The organism is Phaeobacter sp. BS52, from assembly GCF_045040595.1.
Taxonomy (GTDB): domain Bacteria; phylum Pseudomonadota; class Alphaproteobacteria; order Rhodobacterales; family Rhodobacteraceae; genus Phaeobacter; species Phaeobacter piscinae.
This window is the reverse complement of sequence record NZ_CP090662.1, coordinates 521,754-537,149: the sequence shown is the minus strand read 5'-3', so window position 1 is coordinate 537,149 and position 15,396 is coordinate 521,754. Positions and strand designations below refer to the sequence as shown.

The following is a 15,396-nucleotide window of genomic DNA, read 5'->3' as shown; positions in this document are numbered from 1 at the left end:
GAAAGCTCGTTCTGGCGGGCTGTGCAGCGTACACCTGACGCATCCCGCCAGATCCAAATCGCAACCTCTGCTTGCATCCCCATGCGCCCGCGCCTAGCGTGGCCGCATGACCCATGATCGCCCCTCTCTCGGCATCCTTTTGATGCTTGGTTTCTGCGTCACCGCCCCGATGGGGGATGCGGTGGCCAAACTGCTGGGGGCGCATATCCCTCTTGGCCAACTGTTGTTTGTCCGCTTTGCTGCTCAGGTTCTGCTGCTCGCCCCGCTGATCTGGGCGACGGGCAGGATCTGGCGGATGCAGGGCCGCGTGTTGCGCCTCACCTTTGTGCGCACGCTGCTGCATATCGCAGGCATCGGCGCCATGTTCACCGGACTGAAACACCTGCCCCTTGCGGACGCGGTGGCGATTGCCTTTGTGATGCCGTTCATCATGCTGCTCCTTGGCAAATATGTGCTGGGCGAAGAGGTGGGCATGATCCGTCTTCTGGCCTGCATTGTCGGCTTTGCGGGCACGCTTCTGGTGATCCAGCCCAGCTTTGTGGCTGTCGGCTGGCACGCGCTCTGGCCACTGATGGTGGCGGTGATCTTTGCGCTTTTCATGCTGGTCACCCGCCAGATCGCCAAGGATACCGATCCCGTGGGCCTGCAGGCGGTCTCCGGCACCATGGCCTGCGTGCTGCTGGCCCCCGTGCTGCTACTGGGCCAGATCGCGGATCTTCCCGTGCTGGCGCTGATCACACCAAACGCTGAGCAATGGGGCCTTCTGGCCGCAATCGGTCTGCTGGGCACCGCCGCGCATCTGCTGATGACATGGAGCCTGCGCTACGCGCCCGCTGCCACCCTGGCCTCAATGCAATATCTGGAAATTCCGGTTGCCGCTTTGATTGGTCTATGGATCTTTGACGAGCTGCCGAACGGCCTCGCCGCGATCGGCATCCTGATCACCATCGCCGCCGGTCTCTTCGTGATCCTGCGCGAACGCCAGATCCAGTTACAAAAGGCGGCCGCCGACAAGGCTGCGCTGCTGCTCGAGGACCCGCCCCTCGCGCCCGAGCAGCCAGCGGTCTGACCGGCGCTGCCTGTCAGACTTTCACCCCTGCGCCCGTAACGCGGCGACAACATCCGCCAGCCGCGCCCGCGGCAAGATCACCAGCATCCCCGGCCCATCCGCCCTGAGCCGCACCGGCCCCGTCGCCCGGTTGGAAGTCCCGATCCGCGCCATCGGATCCAGCTGCAAGCCCTCAATGGGCCAGGCCAGCCCCTCCGACCAGCCGGTGACCTGCTGAATCGGAAACAGCGACACCACCTCCCCCGCCGTCAGCGGCAGCGCAGTCTCACCGCGCAGATGAAACACCACCTCCTGCGGGCCAAGCAGCACGCAGGGACTGGGATGTGGCTGCACCAGCGTATTGAACCCGGCCAGCTGATGGTCGATCCGCCCGCCCAAAAATCCAACCCCCAGCACCACCGGAGCGCCGATCATCCGCAGCGCCTTGTCGAAATCCGTAGAGGTCTGTTCGGTCACATGATGCAGCGACCCCGGCGACAGATCCGCCTGCACTTCCGCCGCCAGCGAATCCAGATCGCCAATCACCGCAACCGGGCGATGCCCCGCTGCCAGCGCATGCGCCGCCCCGCCATCCGCCGCAACCAGCACCGGAGCCAACGCCAGCGCCACCTCCAGATCATCCGGTCCCAGCACCCCGGCGCCAACCAGCGTCACCGGCTCAACCCGCTCAACAATCAGCTCTTTCATACCGGGATTACTCGCAGAAAAGGAAACAGACCACAATCTGAACACAAAATGATACGATCAATTGCACGGATTCGGGCGCAATTTGACCCTCTGCGCCAGCAACGTAAGCGGCAATGACTTTGGCGAGGACACCTATCCGATGGTACAGAACAACAAGGTTTTGACAGTCTCCTACGGGACTTTTTCCTGCACATTGGAAGGGTTCGACGATTCATTTGGCACCATGAAGGCGATTGCGGAGTATTTTCGCGATCTCGCCTCCGATGACCGTTATTTCGGGGCAGAACCGCCACAGCCGGACGCCGAGATGCTGGCCCGGATTGCCCAGCGTGAGGTTGCCCGCCAGGTCGAGGCCCGCACCAGCGCCGAAGGCATCCACCTGCGCGCCGCCACCCTGACCAGCCCCGCCGCCGAAACGCCAACACAGCCCGCAGGTGATGCTCCGCAGCACCGCGTTCCCAGCGCCCTCGCCTCCCCGACTGCGGCTCCGGTCACCGCCGCAGACCCGGTTGAGCCAACCGCCAGACGCGTTGAAGCCGCGCCTGCCGCGCCGCAGATCCAGCCCGCCGCCGAGGCCCCAGTTCAAGTGGCAGAGGTACCGCTGCAGCCTGTGCAACAGACTGCGCCCTCCACACCCGTCGCCGCGCCGGCTCGATACGGCTGTAGCCGAGACCGTGGAGCCCGAGACGGTCCAGGCCGATCCCGCTCAGGCCGAGACTGACAGCTCCGCCGAAAGCATCGCCGCCAAGCTGCGCCGCATTCGCGCGGTTGTCGCCAAGACCCCAACGGAGGAGTTCACCGAAGATCAGCACGCCGAACAGGCGCGTGAAGACGCGGTGAAAGACATCACCAATGCGCTCTCCGCCGATCACGATGCGGTGGATGCAGAGAGCGCGGACGAGACCCCCACAGAAACCGCCGATGCCGACAGCGACGCCGATATCGCCGAGGCGCTGAACCGCCTTGACCTTGGAACAGACACTGACGCCTCTGACACGCTCGGCCATCCCCAACGTGCCCGAAGGCGCTGAGGCGTTCTTCGCCGACAGCAGCACAGCCGAGGCTGAGGATGACACCTCAGACGAAGAGACCAGCGATGATCTGAACGGTCTGGATGATATCGCCGCCGAACAGGACAGCGATACGCCCGCTGCAAACTCCCAGCCCGAAGAGACCGAAGAGACTGAGGTCACAGCTGACGCGGCCGAACCCGCAAAACCCGAAACGCCGCGCAAGCGGGGCCGCGTGCTGCGCGTCAAGCGTCGCGAGATCGAAGGCGCCATGGCCAGCGGCACGCTGGAAGCGGTCGATGAAGAGGCCAGCGCCCCAGCGGCCGACAGCACCGCCGCCCCGGAACCTCAGACCAGCACACCCGCGCCAGAACCTGCCGCCGACAGCAGCCTGTCCCCCGATGACGAGGCCGAACTGCTGGCCGAACTCGCCGCGGTGGAGGCGGAATTGCTCGGTGCTGACGATATCGATGATATCTCAGATACGCAGGCGGCCTATGACGACGAAGATGACAGCGCTGAGCCGCAGCCCGACGACACGGCAACGCGCCAGCACCCTGCGCAGCTGACAGAGGCCCCCCAATCCATCAGCACCCCGGAGGAGGCCGCCGCATCCGTGGCGCCGCAACCGGGCCCCAAACGCGGCGCCACCAGCACCGCCGACGGCGATATCGCCCGCCTGATGGCCGCCGCCGACGAACGTCTGGAAGACCCCGAAAACAGCACCTCGCGCGAAACCTACAGCCAGCTGCGCGCCGTGATGGCCGCGGCCTCCACCGAACGCAGCGCTGGTGGCGCCTTGGAAAACAAGGATGACGCGCAGGTCTACCGCGATGATCTGGCCAGCGTGGTGCGCCCGCGCCGCCCCGATGCCCGCCCAACCTCCAGCGGTGAGGGCCGCAGCGGCGCCGACCAGCGCCCCGCCAAACCCGCCAGCCGCCCGGCACCGCTGAAACTGGTACAGGAGCAGCGCATCGACGACAGCAGTGCCGCCCCAGCAGCACCGGTACGCCCGCGCCGGGTCTCCGCTGCGATCCTGACCGAAGACGCCCCGGCAACCAGCGCCACCGAAGGCGGCTTTGCTGCCTACGCCGAAGAAACCGGCGCAGTCGAACTTGGCGAGCTGCTCGAAGCCGCTGCCGCCTACATGAGCTTTGTGGAAGGGCGCGATCACTTCTCCCGCCCACAGCTGATGAACAAGGTTCGCGGCGTCGACGGGACCGAGTTCAACCGCGAAGACGGGCTGCGCAGCTTTGGCCAGCTCTTGCGCGAGGGCAAGATCGAACGCGCCGACAACGGTCGCTTCACCGCCTCCGGCCAGATCGGCTTTCAACCCGGCAACCGCGCTGTCGGCTGATCCCTGCCCCCCCGTGCAACACATGAAAAAGGCGGCCTCCAATGGCCGCCTTCTTTCTGTCTAGGGCAAGATGTTAAGGGCAAACCGCCCGTCATCTCTCCACAAAAACTCCGGGGTGAATTGACCGCAAGGTCAAGAGGGGCAGCGCCCCTTCCCCGCCAATATCATAAACTCAGCCCTGATCCTGATCCGGGTCATTGGGGTCTGCCTTGCCGACACCGCGAAAGACAAATTTGAACGGCAGGATCCACAACACACCCAATAGGACATAGACCACCAACTCCACCAGCAGCGAGGGCCGGTCGAGCCAGCTGATCACATTGACCGCCAGCACGATATAGAGCGGCATGCCGATCAGCAGGATCACCAGCGCCCAACGCCGCCGCGCCTTGTAGCTCAGACCACTTTCGTCAGACATCAGTCAGCAAAGGGATCGGTCACCAGAATGGTGTCGTCCCGCTCCGGGCTGGTGGACAAAAGCGCGACCGGGCAGTCGATCAGCTCTTCCACGCGCTTCACGTATTTGATGGCATTGGCTAGGCAGATCGTTCCAGCTGCGCGCCCCTTCAGTGCTCTCGCTCCAGCCCGGCATCTCTTCATAGATGGGGGTGCAACGCGCCTGCTGGTCAGCCGCCGTCGGCAGATAGTCCAGACGGCTGCCGTCCAGCTCATAGCCGACACAGATCTTCAGGGTTTCAAACCCGTCCAGGACATCCAGCTTGGTCAGCGAAATCCCGGTGATGCCGGAGGTGGCACAGGTCTGGCGCACGAGGCAGGCATCAAACCAGCCACAGCGCCGCTGACGGCCCGTGGTGGTGCCAAACTCATGACCACGGGTCCCCAGACGCTCGCCATCCGCATCCGGGGTGCCATCCGCATTCAGCAGCTCGGTCGGGAACGGCCCCTCACCCACACGGGTGGTATAGGCCTTCACAATGCCCAGCACATAATCGATGGAGCCCGGACCAATGCCCACACCCGTGGCCGCCTGACCGGCGATCACATTGGAGGAGGTCACAAACGGGTAGGTCCCCAAAATCAATATCCAAGAGCGCGCCTTGCGCCCCTTCAAACAGGATCCGTTTGCCTGCCTTGCGCTTCTCGTTCAGCACTTTCCACACCGGCGCGGCAAAGGGCAGGATCTCTGTGGAGATCTCTTTCAGCTGAGCAATCAGCCCGTCACGGTCCACCGCCTCGATGCCCAGGCCTTTGCGCAGCGGATCATGGTGCTGCAGCGCACGATCAACGCGGGCAATCAGGGTCGCCTCATCCGCCAGATCCGCCACGCGGATCGCCCGGCGGCCCACCTTGTCCTCATAGGCCGGGCCAATGCCGCGCCCGGTGGTGCCAATCTTGGTGCCCTTGGAGGCCGCCTCTTCGCGCGCCCTGTCCAACTCGCCATGCAGCGGCAGGATCAGCGGCGTGTTTTCTGCAATCATCAGCGTCTGAGGTGAGATATCCACGCCCTGCGCGCGCACGGTCTCGATCTCTTTCATCAGATGCCAGGGGTCCAGCACCACGCCATTGCCAATGACCGAGAGCTTGCCGCCGCGCACCACACCCGAGGGCAGCGCGTGCAGCTTGTAGACTTTGCTGTCGATCACCAGCGTATGACCGGCGTTATGACCGCCCTGGAAACGCGCAATGACATCAGCGCGCTCGCTGAGCCAATCGACAATCTTGCCTTTACCTTCGTCACCCCACTGGGCACCGACTACCACGACATTGGCCATCTCAGGTCCTCTGTATGCTGGTTGAAACCGACGCTCCGTATAACGAGGCAGCGCAGACAGGGGAACCGGTTTTTCGCCGCACCCCGCCTGCGCACCGCTTTTCCATAGGATATTAGGCCGCTGAGCCCTCCGAAACAGACCACAAGCCGCCCCCAGCCCCGGCGCACGCCCCTGAGGCACGTCGATTCCCCCCGGCGCAAAGCCGCGCGCGAAACGCAAGACCGCCTCAGCCCCACCTTAATGCGCGCGCAGGGCAGTCAGGTTTTCCGCAGGCGACAATGGCGCGCGGTCCAGAGCGGGCATAGGTAACCAGCGCCCTTTGCAGAGAGCGGCCGTTCGCTGCCCTCCGTTCCAATGGCCGATCTGCGCGGGTTGCGGACTTCGCAAACTCGGGGTGATCTGGTGCCATGACGAGCGATCAATGCCGCAGCCGCACGAGGAAGAGCGGACCTTCGCCGCAAGAGCAGCCACCAACCATCATCGAACGGACGGGATCCGGACTTTGCTGCCATTGCCCTTCTAGGTGTTTGCTGACGCAGCATCCGCTCGCGACTGCGGCGTGATTTTCGCTGTGAAGCGGCATGTGTAGCCAAACCTGCCGTCGAAAGTCAGCCCGAGAGACCAAATTCAATCCACCCTTTCGCCGCGACCTGGGCCGAACATCGAGGAGCGGGACTGAGCCGCCTTTTGCTCTTGCAGTTATTGCTCACGCAGAAAATCCTCGCTCCCGCGGGGCGAGACTTTCGGCAGAGCGGCGAACTTCCCGTTTGCGGCCATCCGGGCCCGCGGAAATTGGCGGAGTTCAAACCGTTCTTTCACTGCGCCTTAGCCAAAAAGCGAGGGGCTCAAGCAATGCGCTAGTTCACTGTGGATTCACTAATCAAGATTTCTGGGCCTCCCGAGACCGATTGGTCTGATTGCTCTTGATCCCCCGGCGTTGCAATGCACCATGCCGCAGTCGGCGGACAGAGCTGGGACAATATCCACGCAACTGCCAAGCAGCTTCCGAATGGCCATTCACGGGTAGTTGCGATCACGCAGGGCAAGAGTCCCAGAGGTCCCAAAGGGGGAGTGAGCCATGGACCGGCTAAACCGGGAACATCGTTGTATGAAGTACCTGAATGTTGCCGCATGGAGTTCCGTCTGCTCCACTTGGGCATAGCGCTAGCTGGCCTGCACCTCCTCGAACTTCCGGGCGTAACTCTACGACGGCAATCTGAAGACATCTGGCCTAGCTCTGGCGTTTCTGTAAAATCTCAGCCAAAACGCTGACGGCCAGAGTCCGTGCGTCGCGAACTGATGGGATTAACCCTATAGGACCCGCTATCCGCTCGAGATCTGAACCAGATACCCCCAAAGCAGCCATTTCCGCCAGTCGCACAGCGGCTGCCCGCTGGCTGCCTTGGGCTCCGATATAAAAAGCGTCTGTAGCAACCGCTCGCTGCAAGATTGGCGGCTCCCACTCGTGATCATGGAAAAATAAGACAACCGCTGTGAAGCGATCAACGACCAGATCCCTTGGAAACTTTGCTGACGTAAGATGACGTGTACGGCACCCAGATTCCGCCGCGGCCGCCAGAGTTTCTTCATCGGGGGACATAAGCAAAGCAGGAAATCCGGTGGACTGAACCAGTCCCGAAAATGCCACAGCTTCCGGGCCTTTACCGAAAACATAAAATAATGTCTCGGGCTCGAATCTGATCGTGATGGCTGCGTTGTCGCGCCTGGTCTCGCCCTGGTCCTGAATTGACAACGATCCTGAAGATGTATGTGCTGATAGCACACAGGTCTGCCGCCTAGTATTGCGTGCGACTAGGTCTCGCAGGACCGCATGCTCGGGGTTTGGTATCAAAGTAATTTCCAGCCCCCCGCCGCAAGGAAGCTGGATATCCCTGAATGGCGAGCCGCGGCCATAGACAATGCTGACTGTTTCACCTGTTTGCAAACAATTGGCTGCATGAAGCGCTATGTCGGCCTCAATACAGCCAGAGGGCAGATTCCCTACTAAATATCCGTCGTCCAAGATTGCCATCGTAGCACCAAGCGGTCGGTATGAAGGACCTTCAATGTCGGTGATTATTGCCAATACACCGGGTGCAGAAGCGCTTGATAACGCCTTTAAAGGTTCTAAGGCCGCTGCATCTGGAGGCTTATGCTTGGGGGTCACAGGAATTTCTCACCTCCATTCAAGACAGGTATGGCAGCGCAATGGAGGAAGAAAACCGCAAACGCTGACCTAGTATGGTTCTCGCAGCTAACATCCCGATCATGCGCCATCGTAAAAGTTTCTCAGCAGCTCAAGTGCGCCCGCGGCAGAAGCCGGGCTGATATCACTCCAGAAAGTGTCACTGCCCAGGTCGGAAAACCCTGCGAAACCGGCCAAATCTTCCGCATCAGCGTTTTTGAACCCCATGGACCAGCCGTCAAACATACGGGCCTCTATCGAACCTTCCTGCACAACCACAATTGTGTGGTGGCGATTGTCTCTGGTAATTCTGCTCCAAAGACTGTCGATTTCAGCTTCCGGCCCCTCAATCGCTTGAACGAAGTTCCCACGATTGTACTCTGGGTTGAGCCGGTAGATCAGCAGTCCGGAGATCCCATCACTCACGTTTCTGGCACGGCTGGTTTCCAGCAGATTTGCAAGCTCCCAGGCCGAGAACGGGTGCTCGGCCTGGCTGACATAAACTATGTGCTTCATCTGTTTTTCCGCCTTTCACGATCCATGTGACACCCTAGCCCAAATTTGGCAGCAAACCCTCGATTGACGCCTTGGCGTCGCCGTAGAACATGCGGGTGTTTTCCTTGAAGAACAGTGGGTTCTCGATGTCGGAGTATCCTGTGCCCTGGCCGCGTTTGGAGACAAACACCTGTTTCGCCTTCCAGCACTCCAGAACCGGCATGCCTGCGATGGGGGAGTTGGGGTCTTCCTGGGCGGCCGGGTTCACGATGTCGTTGGAGCCGATGACGATGGCCACATCCGTTTCCGGGAAGTCCTCGTTGATCTCATCCATTTCCAGCACGATGTCGTAGGGCACCTTGGCTTCGGCCAGCAGCACGTTCATGTGGCCCGGCAGGCGGCCTGCGACCGGGTGGATGGCAAAGCGCACCTCCTTGCCCTTGGCGCGCAGGCGGCGGGTCAGTTCGGCGACGTTCTGCTGCGCCTGGGCCACCGCCATGCCGTAGCCGGGGATGATGATCACTGAGTCAGCCTCGTCCAGCGCCGCAGCAACGCCGTCGGCGTCGATGGCGATCTGCTCGCCTTCCACTTCCATCGCGGGACCGGTGGCGCCGCCGAAGCCGCCCAGAATCACGCTGACAAAGGAAGCGGTTCATCGCCTTGCACATGATGTAGGAGAGGATCGCACCCGAAGAGCCCACCAGCGCGCCGACCACGATCAGGAGCTTGGAAGCAAACTTCCGCTGCCTGACTAATTGCAGTCATATGGAAGTTTTGAGTTCCGGCGCTTTCATTACTGGTCGGAGGGACCAATCTTGGCTAACGCATATCGGCAACTCATTCTGCGCCCTTCGGCGAAGAGGCTAATTTGCCCGCTGTAGAGACGATCAAGAATCGAAAATCCCTAACTTGAGCCGCCTCCAGCTTTCTGAGCTTCTAAATATTGGTCATACGCTTCAGCTCTCTTTCCGGAGGGCAAATTTTGATAGTCTGCGTTTCTGAGGTCACATGCAAATACGCCGGGTGACGTAACAGACTTCACCTCACTGGCGATTGGATCAAAAGCGGCCCGGTAATGCACAGTGCTTTTGACACAGATGGTTTGGTAGTCGGTAGGATCTAGTCCAAAATGCGTGAAATGCGCCAGATCAAGGCATTGGTTTCTGATGCTTGTGACGACAACATCAATCTGCGCATAGGCGTCAACGATCCTGAGGGCGGCACTTTTCCCAAGGGTTGCAATACCGCCGCCGTACATTTCTCCGGTGTAGGGGCAGTCGCCGTCGCTGAGGGACAGAACCTCGAACAATCCGGTCACCGGAGTCTGCCCCGGGACGCCTGATTTACTCCCCAGTTCACCCTTAAACCGGGCGGAAGAACCGGCGGCATGCGCTTTTTGTGCAAGTTCAGGATCGTGGAACATGCCGCTTAGAACTTTGCGGCATTTGCCATCAATCAAAGCCCTTAGCAGCCCTGTGGTATCCGACGTGCCGCCCGCACCGGGGTTGTCCTGCACATCCGCCAAGATCAGCGGCTTGTCCCTGCGATGATGAGACAGCTGAACCGCCGCGTCCAACGACAACAGCGAACGATCTATACGATCCTCCATGGCCAGAAAGTGCGACAGGATTGTATCTACCGCAGCCTCAGCCTGTGCCGCCGTTTTCGCGTAGGCAACGCAGGACGGTCCGGTATCCGGGAAATCTGCTGCCGTGAATCCAAGGGCGATATCTGCCTCAACGCCTTGCTGTTGCAGGTCTGGCAAGCTGCCATAAAGCGTGCTGAAAGGCGGTGAGCCGGTATATTGTGCGTGCAGCGGGATCAAATAGGGCACGGGGCGAAGCGCCTTGTGCAAAACCTCGCCGCGCAACAGACGCGCCAGTACAGGCTGGCAGCGCGCGCCGGTCTCGGCCATATCTAGATGCGGGTAGGTTCTGAAAATCGCCAGATAGTCGGCGTGCGCGCACATCTCGGCGGAGACATTGGCATGCAGATCAAGGCTAGCCACTAGCGGGATGTCCTCCCCGATCTGGGCGCGCACGCGTCGCAACAACTCGCCTTCGCCATCTGCGAAGCTTTCAGTGACCATCGCGCCATGCAGGTCAAGATAGACACCGTCGAGCGGGCCAGCGGCGCGCAGAGCATCCAGGATCATCCCGGAGATTGTCTCGAAGGCGTGATCGGTCACATGGGCCGAAGGTTCCGCCGCGCACCAAAGGATCGGGATAATCTCATACCCCGCAATTTCTGCAGCGTTTGCAAATCCCGCGATGGGCAAATTCATACCCCGTGTCTGGGTAATGACCTTTTGGCCATGCAGCATGCCGGGCCAGGAATCCGCCATTTCGAATTCGGCCAATCCTGCCTGTGTCAGGCCATGGCAATTGGTTTCATGCTGAAACCCGGCGATCGCTATTCTTGGTCGCGTCATTTGATGTCTGAAGCCGCAGCGTTTTCGAACACGGGCGTGCCACGGCGGATCGTCTTCGTGACTTTCGTGTCCAACAGGCGGTCCGGGTCGTTGAGCGGATTGCGGGATAGGATCGTCAGATCCGCCAGTTTTCCAGCCTCGATGGAGCCGCGCCGCCCTTCCTGAAAGACCTGCCACGCCGCATCAATCGTCTGCGCCCGCAGGGCCGACAGCACAGATATCTGCTGCTCTTCGCCCAGCGTGCCCCCGGTCGCGGTCAGCCGGTTGACGGCGCAATGGGCCAGATGAATGGGCCGCGTTGGCGTGACCGAGGCATCATTGTGCAGGGTAAACCGGATACCGTGACGCGCGGCGGATGCGGCGGCAGAGAGGCGCGCTGCCCGGTCAGGGCCGAGGAATGTGCTGCGATGGCGGTCACCCCAGTAATAGATATGAGCCGAAAAGAAACTGACCGTGACGCCCAGCTGCACCATGCGTTCAAACTGATCCTCATGCAGCAACTGACCATGAATGATCGTGTGGCGGTGATCGTGGCGCGGGTTGGCCATTTGAGCAGCCTCAACCGCATCAAGGAACAGATCAGCTCCCGCATCGCCATTACAATGGCAATGGATTTGAAACCCCATGTCGTGCAGTTTGCGGACTTCAGCGGTCAGGTGGTCCGCATCCGCATAGGGCACACCGCGCGGCGCCTCCGGGGCAACCGGCCGGTAGTAGTCCTCACGCAGGTAGGCGGTTTGTAGTTGGAACGCCCCATCTGAGAACAGCTTGCGTGGGCCCATTGTGAAATGCGGATTTGCGAATTCCCTCATCGCTTTGGGGCCCTGACTAAGATTGGGCTCCAGTTCCGCAATCGGAAGAATGGTCAAATCAAATCCGGGATCCTTGTCGGCAGGGAAACCGGCAAAGCGGGACAGCAAGTCTGCGTTGGCCCAGGCATTTTGCCCATATGTTACACCATGCGACAGGTATTCATCCCGTGATGCGGCGAACCCTTGCCAAAACTGTACCTCATCTATCAGGAACGTGGTGTCCCCCAAGGCGCCCATGGCGGAAATCCCCTCGATCAGGCCGGTCAGCGCGCCGGTCTCGGGGTCGCGGTCATAGCGGCCGCCGAGCGGGTTCGGGGTATCTTCGGTGATCCCCTGCCGCGCCAAGGCCACGGAATTCGCAGCGCCGTTGTGGCCGGAGGCGTGGATCACCCAAATCGGATGCTCTAGCGAGACGCTGTCCAGCTCTGCCCGCGTGGGCATCCGGCCCTCTGCAATGGCGGTATTGTCGAACGACACGCCCATGACCCATTCGCCCTTCGGCGTGGCGTCAGCCCGGTCGCGCAGCCGCGCAAGGGAGGTCGCCATATCCGGACAGGTCCCGAGAGGTGGTGCCGACAGGTTGACGCGAAACAGCGCGATAAAGCCGGAATCCGGAAAGTGCCCGTGGGGGTCGATGAACGCCGGGATCATCGTCTGCCCCTGCAAATCGACCAGAGTCGTATCTGAGTGCATCTGAGCGCGCAGATCGGCCTGCGTTCCGACGGCTATGATGGTTTCACCTCGTGTCAACACCGCCTCTGGCATGGAGTCTTGAGCATCCATGCTTAGGATCGGGCCGTTGAAATACAGCGTTGAAGCGGTCATTCCAGTATGCTCACAGGTGCAGAGGGGTCAGACATCTGACCGCGTGACCATCGGTCACTTCGAACTGTGGGACTTGCGTACAGATGTCGCTGGCTACGGGGCAGCGGTCGCGGAACTCACAACCCGAGGGGCGCCTGATTAGGCTGGGCGGCTCGCCCTTGAGGGCGATGCGTTCCAGCCGTGCATCGGGGTCGGGCTCCGGGTTCGCGCTGAGCAGGCAGTTGGTGTAGGGGTGACGTGGCTCAGCAAAGATCGCCTCTGTCGTGCCTTCCTCAACCAGACGGCCCAAGTACAGGATACCCATCCGGTCCGCCACATGGCGCACGACGTTCAGGTTGTGTGTGATGATCACCATCGAAAGGCCCAGCCGTTCGCGCAGGTCGTTGAGAAGATTCAACAATTCCCCCTGCACCGACACATCCAGCCCTGCCGTCGGCTCGTCCGCCAAGATCAACTTGGGCTCCAACGCCAGCGCGCGGGCCACGCCAACGCGCCGCGCCTGACCGCCGGACAGCTGGTAGGGATAGCGATCCGCGAAATGAGCGGGCAGATTGACCAGCTCTAGCAGACGCTTGGCTTCGGCATCCAGATCGCGGTCTTTCATGCCCTGGATCTTGTAAGGCTCGGTGATCAGGTTGCGGATCGTCAGGCGCGGCGACAGGGATCCGGTGGGATCCTGAAACATCATCGCGATGTCCTTGCGCAGGGGGCGCAGGTTCTTCTCGCTCATCCCTCGGATTTCCTGCCCATCGAATTTGACCGATCCCGCCTGCGCGGGCGCGAGACCGGCAATGGCGCGGATCACGGTGGTCTTGCCGGAGCCGCTCTCGCCAACCATGGCATAGGTCTCGCCTTGTTCGACGGCAAAGCTGACACCTGCCAGAACGTTCACAGCGCCAAAGCTGGTCTGGAGGTCTTTCACGTCTAGGATCGGGCTCATGCTGGCTCCTCCGCATGGTTCAGCCAACAGGCCGCGTTTTGCCCCTCGCTCAGGCGCGTCAACGGTGGCACTTCGGCGCAGCGCGCAAAGGCCTGATCACAGCGGTCGCGAAAAATGCAACCTTTGGGCAAGTTGGTCAGATCGGGCACCTCACCGGGAATGGTCGGCAACACCCGCGCGCGTTCCTTGATATGACCGGGATCACATTCGATCAGACGGCGGGTATAGGGATGCTTGGGGTGATGGAAAATCTCGCGCACCGTGCCGCTTTCCACGACCGCTCCGGCATACATCACGACCACCCGATCACACAGTTCCGCAATAACGCCCAGATGGTGCGAGATGAACAGGATGGCGCAGCCAAAGTCGCTTTGCAGGTCTTTGAGCCGCTCGATGATCTGCACCTCAAGCGTGGCATCAAGGGCGGTTGTCGGCTCATCCGCGATCAGCAGGTCAGGTTCGGACATCAGCGCCATCGCAATCGCAATCCGCTGCCGCATCCCGCCTGAGAATTCGTGCGGGAACTGGTTCAACCGCGCCTCCGGGTCGGGGATGCCCACCGCGCCCAGCATCTTGGCCGCGTTTGCCCGTTTGTCGGCCTTGCTGGCCTTGGAACGGTGCTGGATATCCACCATCTGCTGCCCGATGGAGATTACCGGATTATGGGTCTGCATCGGGCCCTGAAACACGATTGAGATATCATCTCCGCGCAGATCGCGAATGTGACGTTCGGTGGCTGTCAGCAAGTCTTCACCCTTGAACCGCACCTCGCCTTCGCGGAACCGCGTGTTGGGGGCGATCAGCCGCAGGATGGAGGAAATCAGCGTGGATTTCCCACAGCCGCTTTCGCCCACAATCCCCACAATCTCGCTTTTGTTCACATCAAAGGTGATGTTGCGCAGGGCCTTCAGGTCACCCCGTGCGGTTTCATAATCAACGCTGAGGTTGTCAATTTCGAGCAATGTCTCTGTCATCTGTTCTTCCTCAGTTTTGGGTCAACCACGTCGCGCAGGCTTTCGCCCAGGAAGGTAAACCCAAGGGTTGCGATCACGATGGGCAGACCGCCCCCCACAACCAGCCATGGGGTCTGGCGGATCAGCGCATAGCCGTCTTTCAACAGTGCACCCCAGCTTGGGGTTGGTGGTTTCACGCCAAGACCGAGAAAGCTCAGGCCCGCCTCAAGGGCGATCACGGTTGGGATGTCCATCGCCACCAGCACCGCCAAAACACCTATGATGTTGGGCAGCATATGCACCGCCAGAATGCGGGCCATGCTGGCCCCCATGGCGCGCTCGGCCAGAATGAATTCGCTGTTGCGCAGGGTCAGCGTCTGGGTGCGGGCAACCCGCCCATATGTCGGGATAGAGGTGACCATGACCACGAACACCACGGTTTGCAGGCTAGGGCCGACAAGCGCGACAACCGCGAGGGCGAACATCACGGTCGGGAAGGACCGGATGGTGTCAAAGAGCAGCATCAGGAAGTTATCGAGCCATTTGGGGCCGTAACCCGCGATCATGCCCAGCGTCAGGCCAATCGCCATGGCACCGAAAATCGCGGGCAGGGCGACCTTAAGCGCGACCTGTCCGCCCATGATGACCCGCGAGAACGTATCCCGGCCCAATTGGTCCGTGCCCAGCAGGTGCGCGGCGGACGGCCCCTGCATCCGATCCTGAATATTCATCGCAACCGGATCATAAGGCACGATCCAGGATGCGAATATTGCGGAGAACACGATGACACCCACGATGATCAGGCCCATTAACCCCAAGGGGTCGCGCGCAACGCCTGCGATGATGATGGCCAGTTCGGATTTGCTTTTGGTGGGGACGGCTGTTGCATCTGTCATGAT

Annotated in this window: 14 protein-coding genes and 2 pseudogenes; 5 read left to right on the top strand and 11 right to left on the bottom strand. The window is 61.1% G+C overall.

The window, feature by feature from the left end:
- The first annotated feature begins 106 nt into the window (after positions 1-106).
- Positions 107-1,069 carry a DMT family transporter gene (locus L0Z65_RS02625; RefSeq protein ID WP_405110508.1) on the top strand — a complete coding sequence of 321 codons (963 nt, stop codon included), beginning with the start codon at positions 107-109 and terminating at the stop codon, positions 1,067-1,069.
- Between the two features lie 21 nt (positions 1,070-1,090).
- Here the strand turns inward: L0Z65_RS02625 and L0Z65_RS02620 are convergent, their stop codons facing one another.
- Positions 1,091-1,756, bottom strand: coding sequence for a thiamine diphosphokinase (locus L0Z65_RS02620; RefSeq protein ID WP_405110505.1), 666 nt, complete (start codon positions 1,754-1,756; stop codon positions 1,091-1,093).
- A gap of 82 nt (positions 1,757-1,838) precedes the next feature.
- Here L0Z65_RS02620 and L0Z65_RS02615 point away from each other — a divergent pair, with 82 nt between their 5' ends.
- From L0Z65_RS02615 to L0Z65_RS02605, 3 genes are read left to right on the top strand one after another with little or no spacing between them, the layout of a single operon-like run.
- Complete coding sequence (locus tag L0Z65_RS02615) at positions 1,839-2,477, top strand: hypothetical protein (protein ID WP_405110502.1); 639 nt, start codon at positions 1,839-1,841, stop codon at positions 2,475-2,477.
- On the top strand, positions 2,431-2,787 hold the full coding sequence (locus L0Z65_RS02610) for a hypothetical protein (protein WP_405110499.1): 357 nt from the start codon (positions 2,431-2,433) through the stop codon (positions 2,785-2,787). The genes L0Z65_RS02615 and L0Z65_RS02610 overlap by 47 nt, the downstream gene beginning before the upstream one ends.
- Entirely contained in the window at positions 2,720-4,123 is a 1,404-nt protein-coding gene (locus L0Z65_RS02605) for a hypothetical protein (RefSeq protein WP_405110497.1), read from the top strand. Before L0Z65_RS02610 ends, L0Z65_RS02605 begins: the two co-directional genes overlap by 68 nt.
- Before the next feature lie 172 nt (positions 4,124-4,295).
- On the opposite strand, the gene L0Z65_RS02600 is transcribed toward L0Z65_RS02605, so the two are convergent.
- The 3 genes and pseudogenes from L0Z65_RS02600 to L0Z65_RS02590 form a co-directional block, all read right to left on the bottom strand.
- On the bottom strand, positions 4,296-4,541 hold the full coding sequence (locus L0Z65_RS02600; RefSeq protein ID WP_014875282.1) for a DUF2842 domain-containing protein: 246 nt from the start codon (positions 4,539-4,541) through the stop codon (positions 4,296-4,298).
- Positions 4,541-5,856 (bottom strand): annotated as a pseudogene (locus tag L0Z65_RS02595) (adenylosuccinate synthase). Before L0Z65_RS02595 ends, L0Z65_RS02600 begins: the two are co-directional and overlap by 1 nt.
- Before the next feature lie 1,231 nt (positions 5,857-7,087).
- Positions 7,088-7,942 (bottom strand): XdhC family protein, encoded by an 855-nt coding sequence (locus L0Z65_RS02590; protein WP_405112435.1) that lies wholly within the window; start codon positions 7,940-7,942, stop codon positions 7,088-7,090.
- Here L0Z65_RS02590 and L0Z65_RS02585 point away from each other — a divergent pair.
- Positions 7,923-8,096 (top strand): hypothetical protein, encoded by a 174-nt coding sequence (locus tag L0Z65_RS02585; RefSeq protein WP_405112615.1) that lies wholly within the window; start codon positions 7,923-7,925, stop codon positions 8,094-8,096. The two genes, L0Z65_RS02590 and L0Z65_RS02585, sit on opposite strands and share 20 nt — an antisense overlap.
- Before the next feature lie 26 nt (positions 8,097-8,122).
- Here the strand turns inward: L0Z65_RS02585 and L0Z65_RS02580 are convergent, their stop codons facing one another.
- The 7 genes and pseudogenes from L0Z65_RS02580 to L0Z65_RS02550 all read right to left on the bottom strand — a co-directional run bounded on the left by L0Z65_RS02580 (position 8,123) and on the right by L0Z65_RS02550 (position 15,393).
- Entirely contained in the window at positions 8,123-8,557 is a 435-nt protein-coding gene (locus L0Z65_RS02580) for a BLUF domain-containing protein (RefSeq protein WP_405110494.1), read from the bottom strand.
- A gap of 34 nt (positions 8,558-8,591) precedes the next feature.
- Positions 8,592-9,261 (bottom strand): annotated as a pseudogene (locus L0Z65_RS02575) (NAD(P)(+) transhydrogenase (Re/Si-specific) subunit beta); the annotation flags it as partial.
- A gap of 179 nt (positions 9,262-9,440) precedes the next feature.
- Positions 9,441-10,967: a M81 family metallopeptidase gene (locus L0Z65_RS02570; protein ID WP_405110491.1), complete on the bottom strand. Its 1,527-nt coding sequence runs from the start codon at positions 10,965-10,967 to the stop codon at positions 9,441-9,443.
- Complete coding sequence (locus L0Z65_RS02565) at positions 10,964-12,604, bottom strand: amidohydrolase (protein ID WP_405110488.1); 1,641 nt, start codon at positions 12,602-12,604, stop codon at positions 10,964-10,966. The genes L0Z65_RS02570 and L0Z65_RS02565 overlap by 4 nt, the downstream gene beginning before the upstream one ends.
- Before the next feature lie 10 nt (positions 12,605-12,614).
- Positions 12,615-13,544, bottom strand: coding sequence for an oligopeptide/dipeptide ABC transporter ATP-binding protein (locus L0Z65_RS02560; protein ID WP_405110485.1), 930 nt, complete (start codon positions 13,542-13,544; stop codon positions 12,615-12,617).
- Positions 13,541-14,518, bottom strand: coding sequence for an ABC transporter ATP-binding protein (locus tag L0Z65_RS02555; RefSeq protein ID WP_405110482.1), 978 nt, complete (start codon positions 14,516-14,518; stop codon positions 13,541-13,543). Before L0Z65_RS02555 ends, L0Z65_RS02560 begins: the two co-directional genes overlap by 4 nt.
- The gene (locus L0Z65_RS02550) at positions 14,515-15,393 is read right to left on the bottom strand and encodes an ABC transporter permease (protein WP_405110479.1); all 879 of its coding nucleotides are present in this window, start codon (positions 15,391-15,393) and stop codon (positions 14,515-14,517) included. Before L0Z65_RS02550 ends, L0Z65_RS02555 begins: the two co-directional genes overlap by 4 nt.
- Positions 15,394-15,396 lie beyond the last annotated feature (3 nt).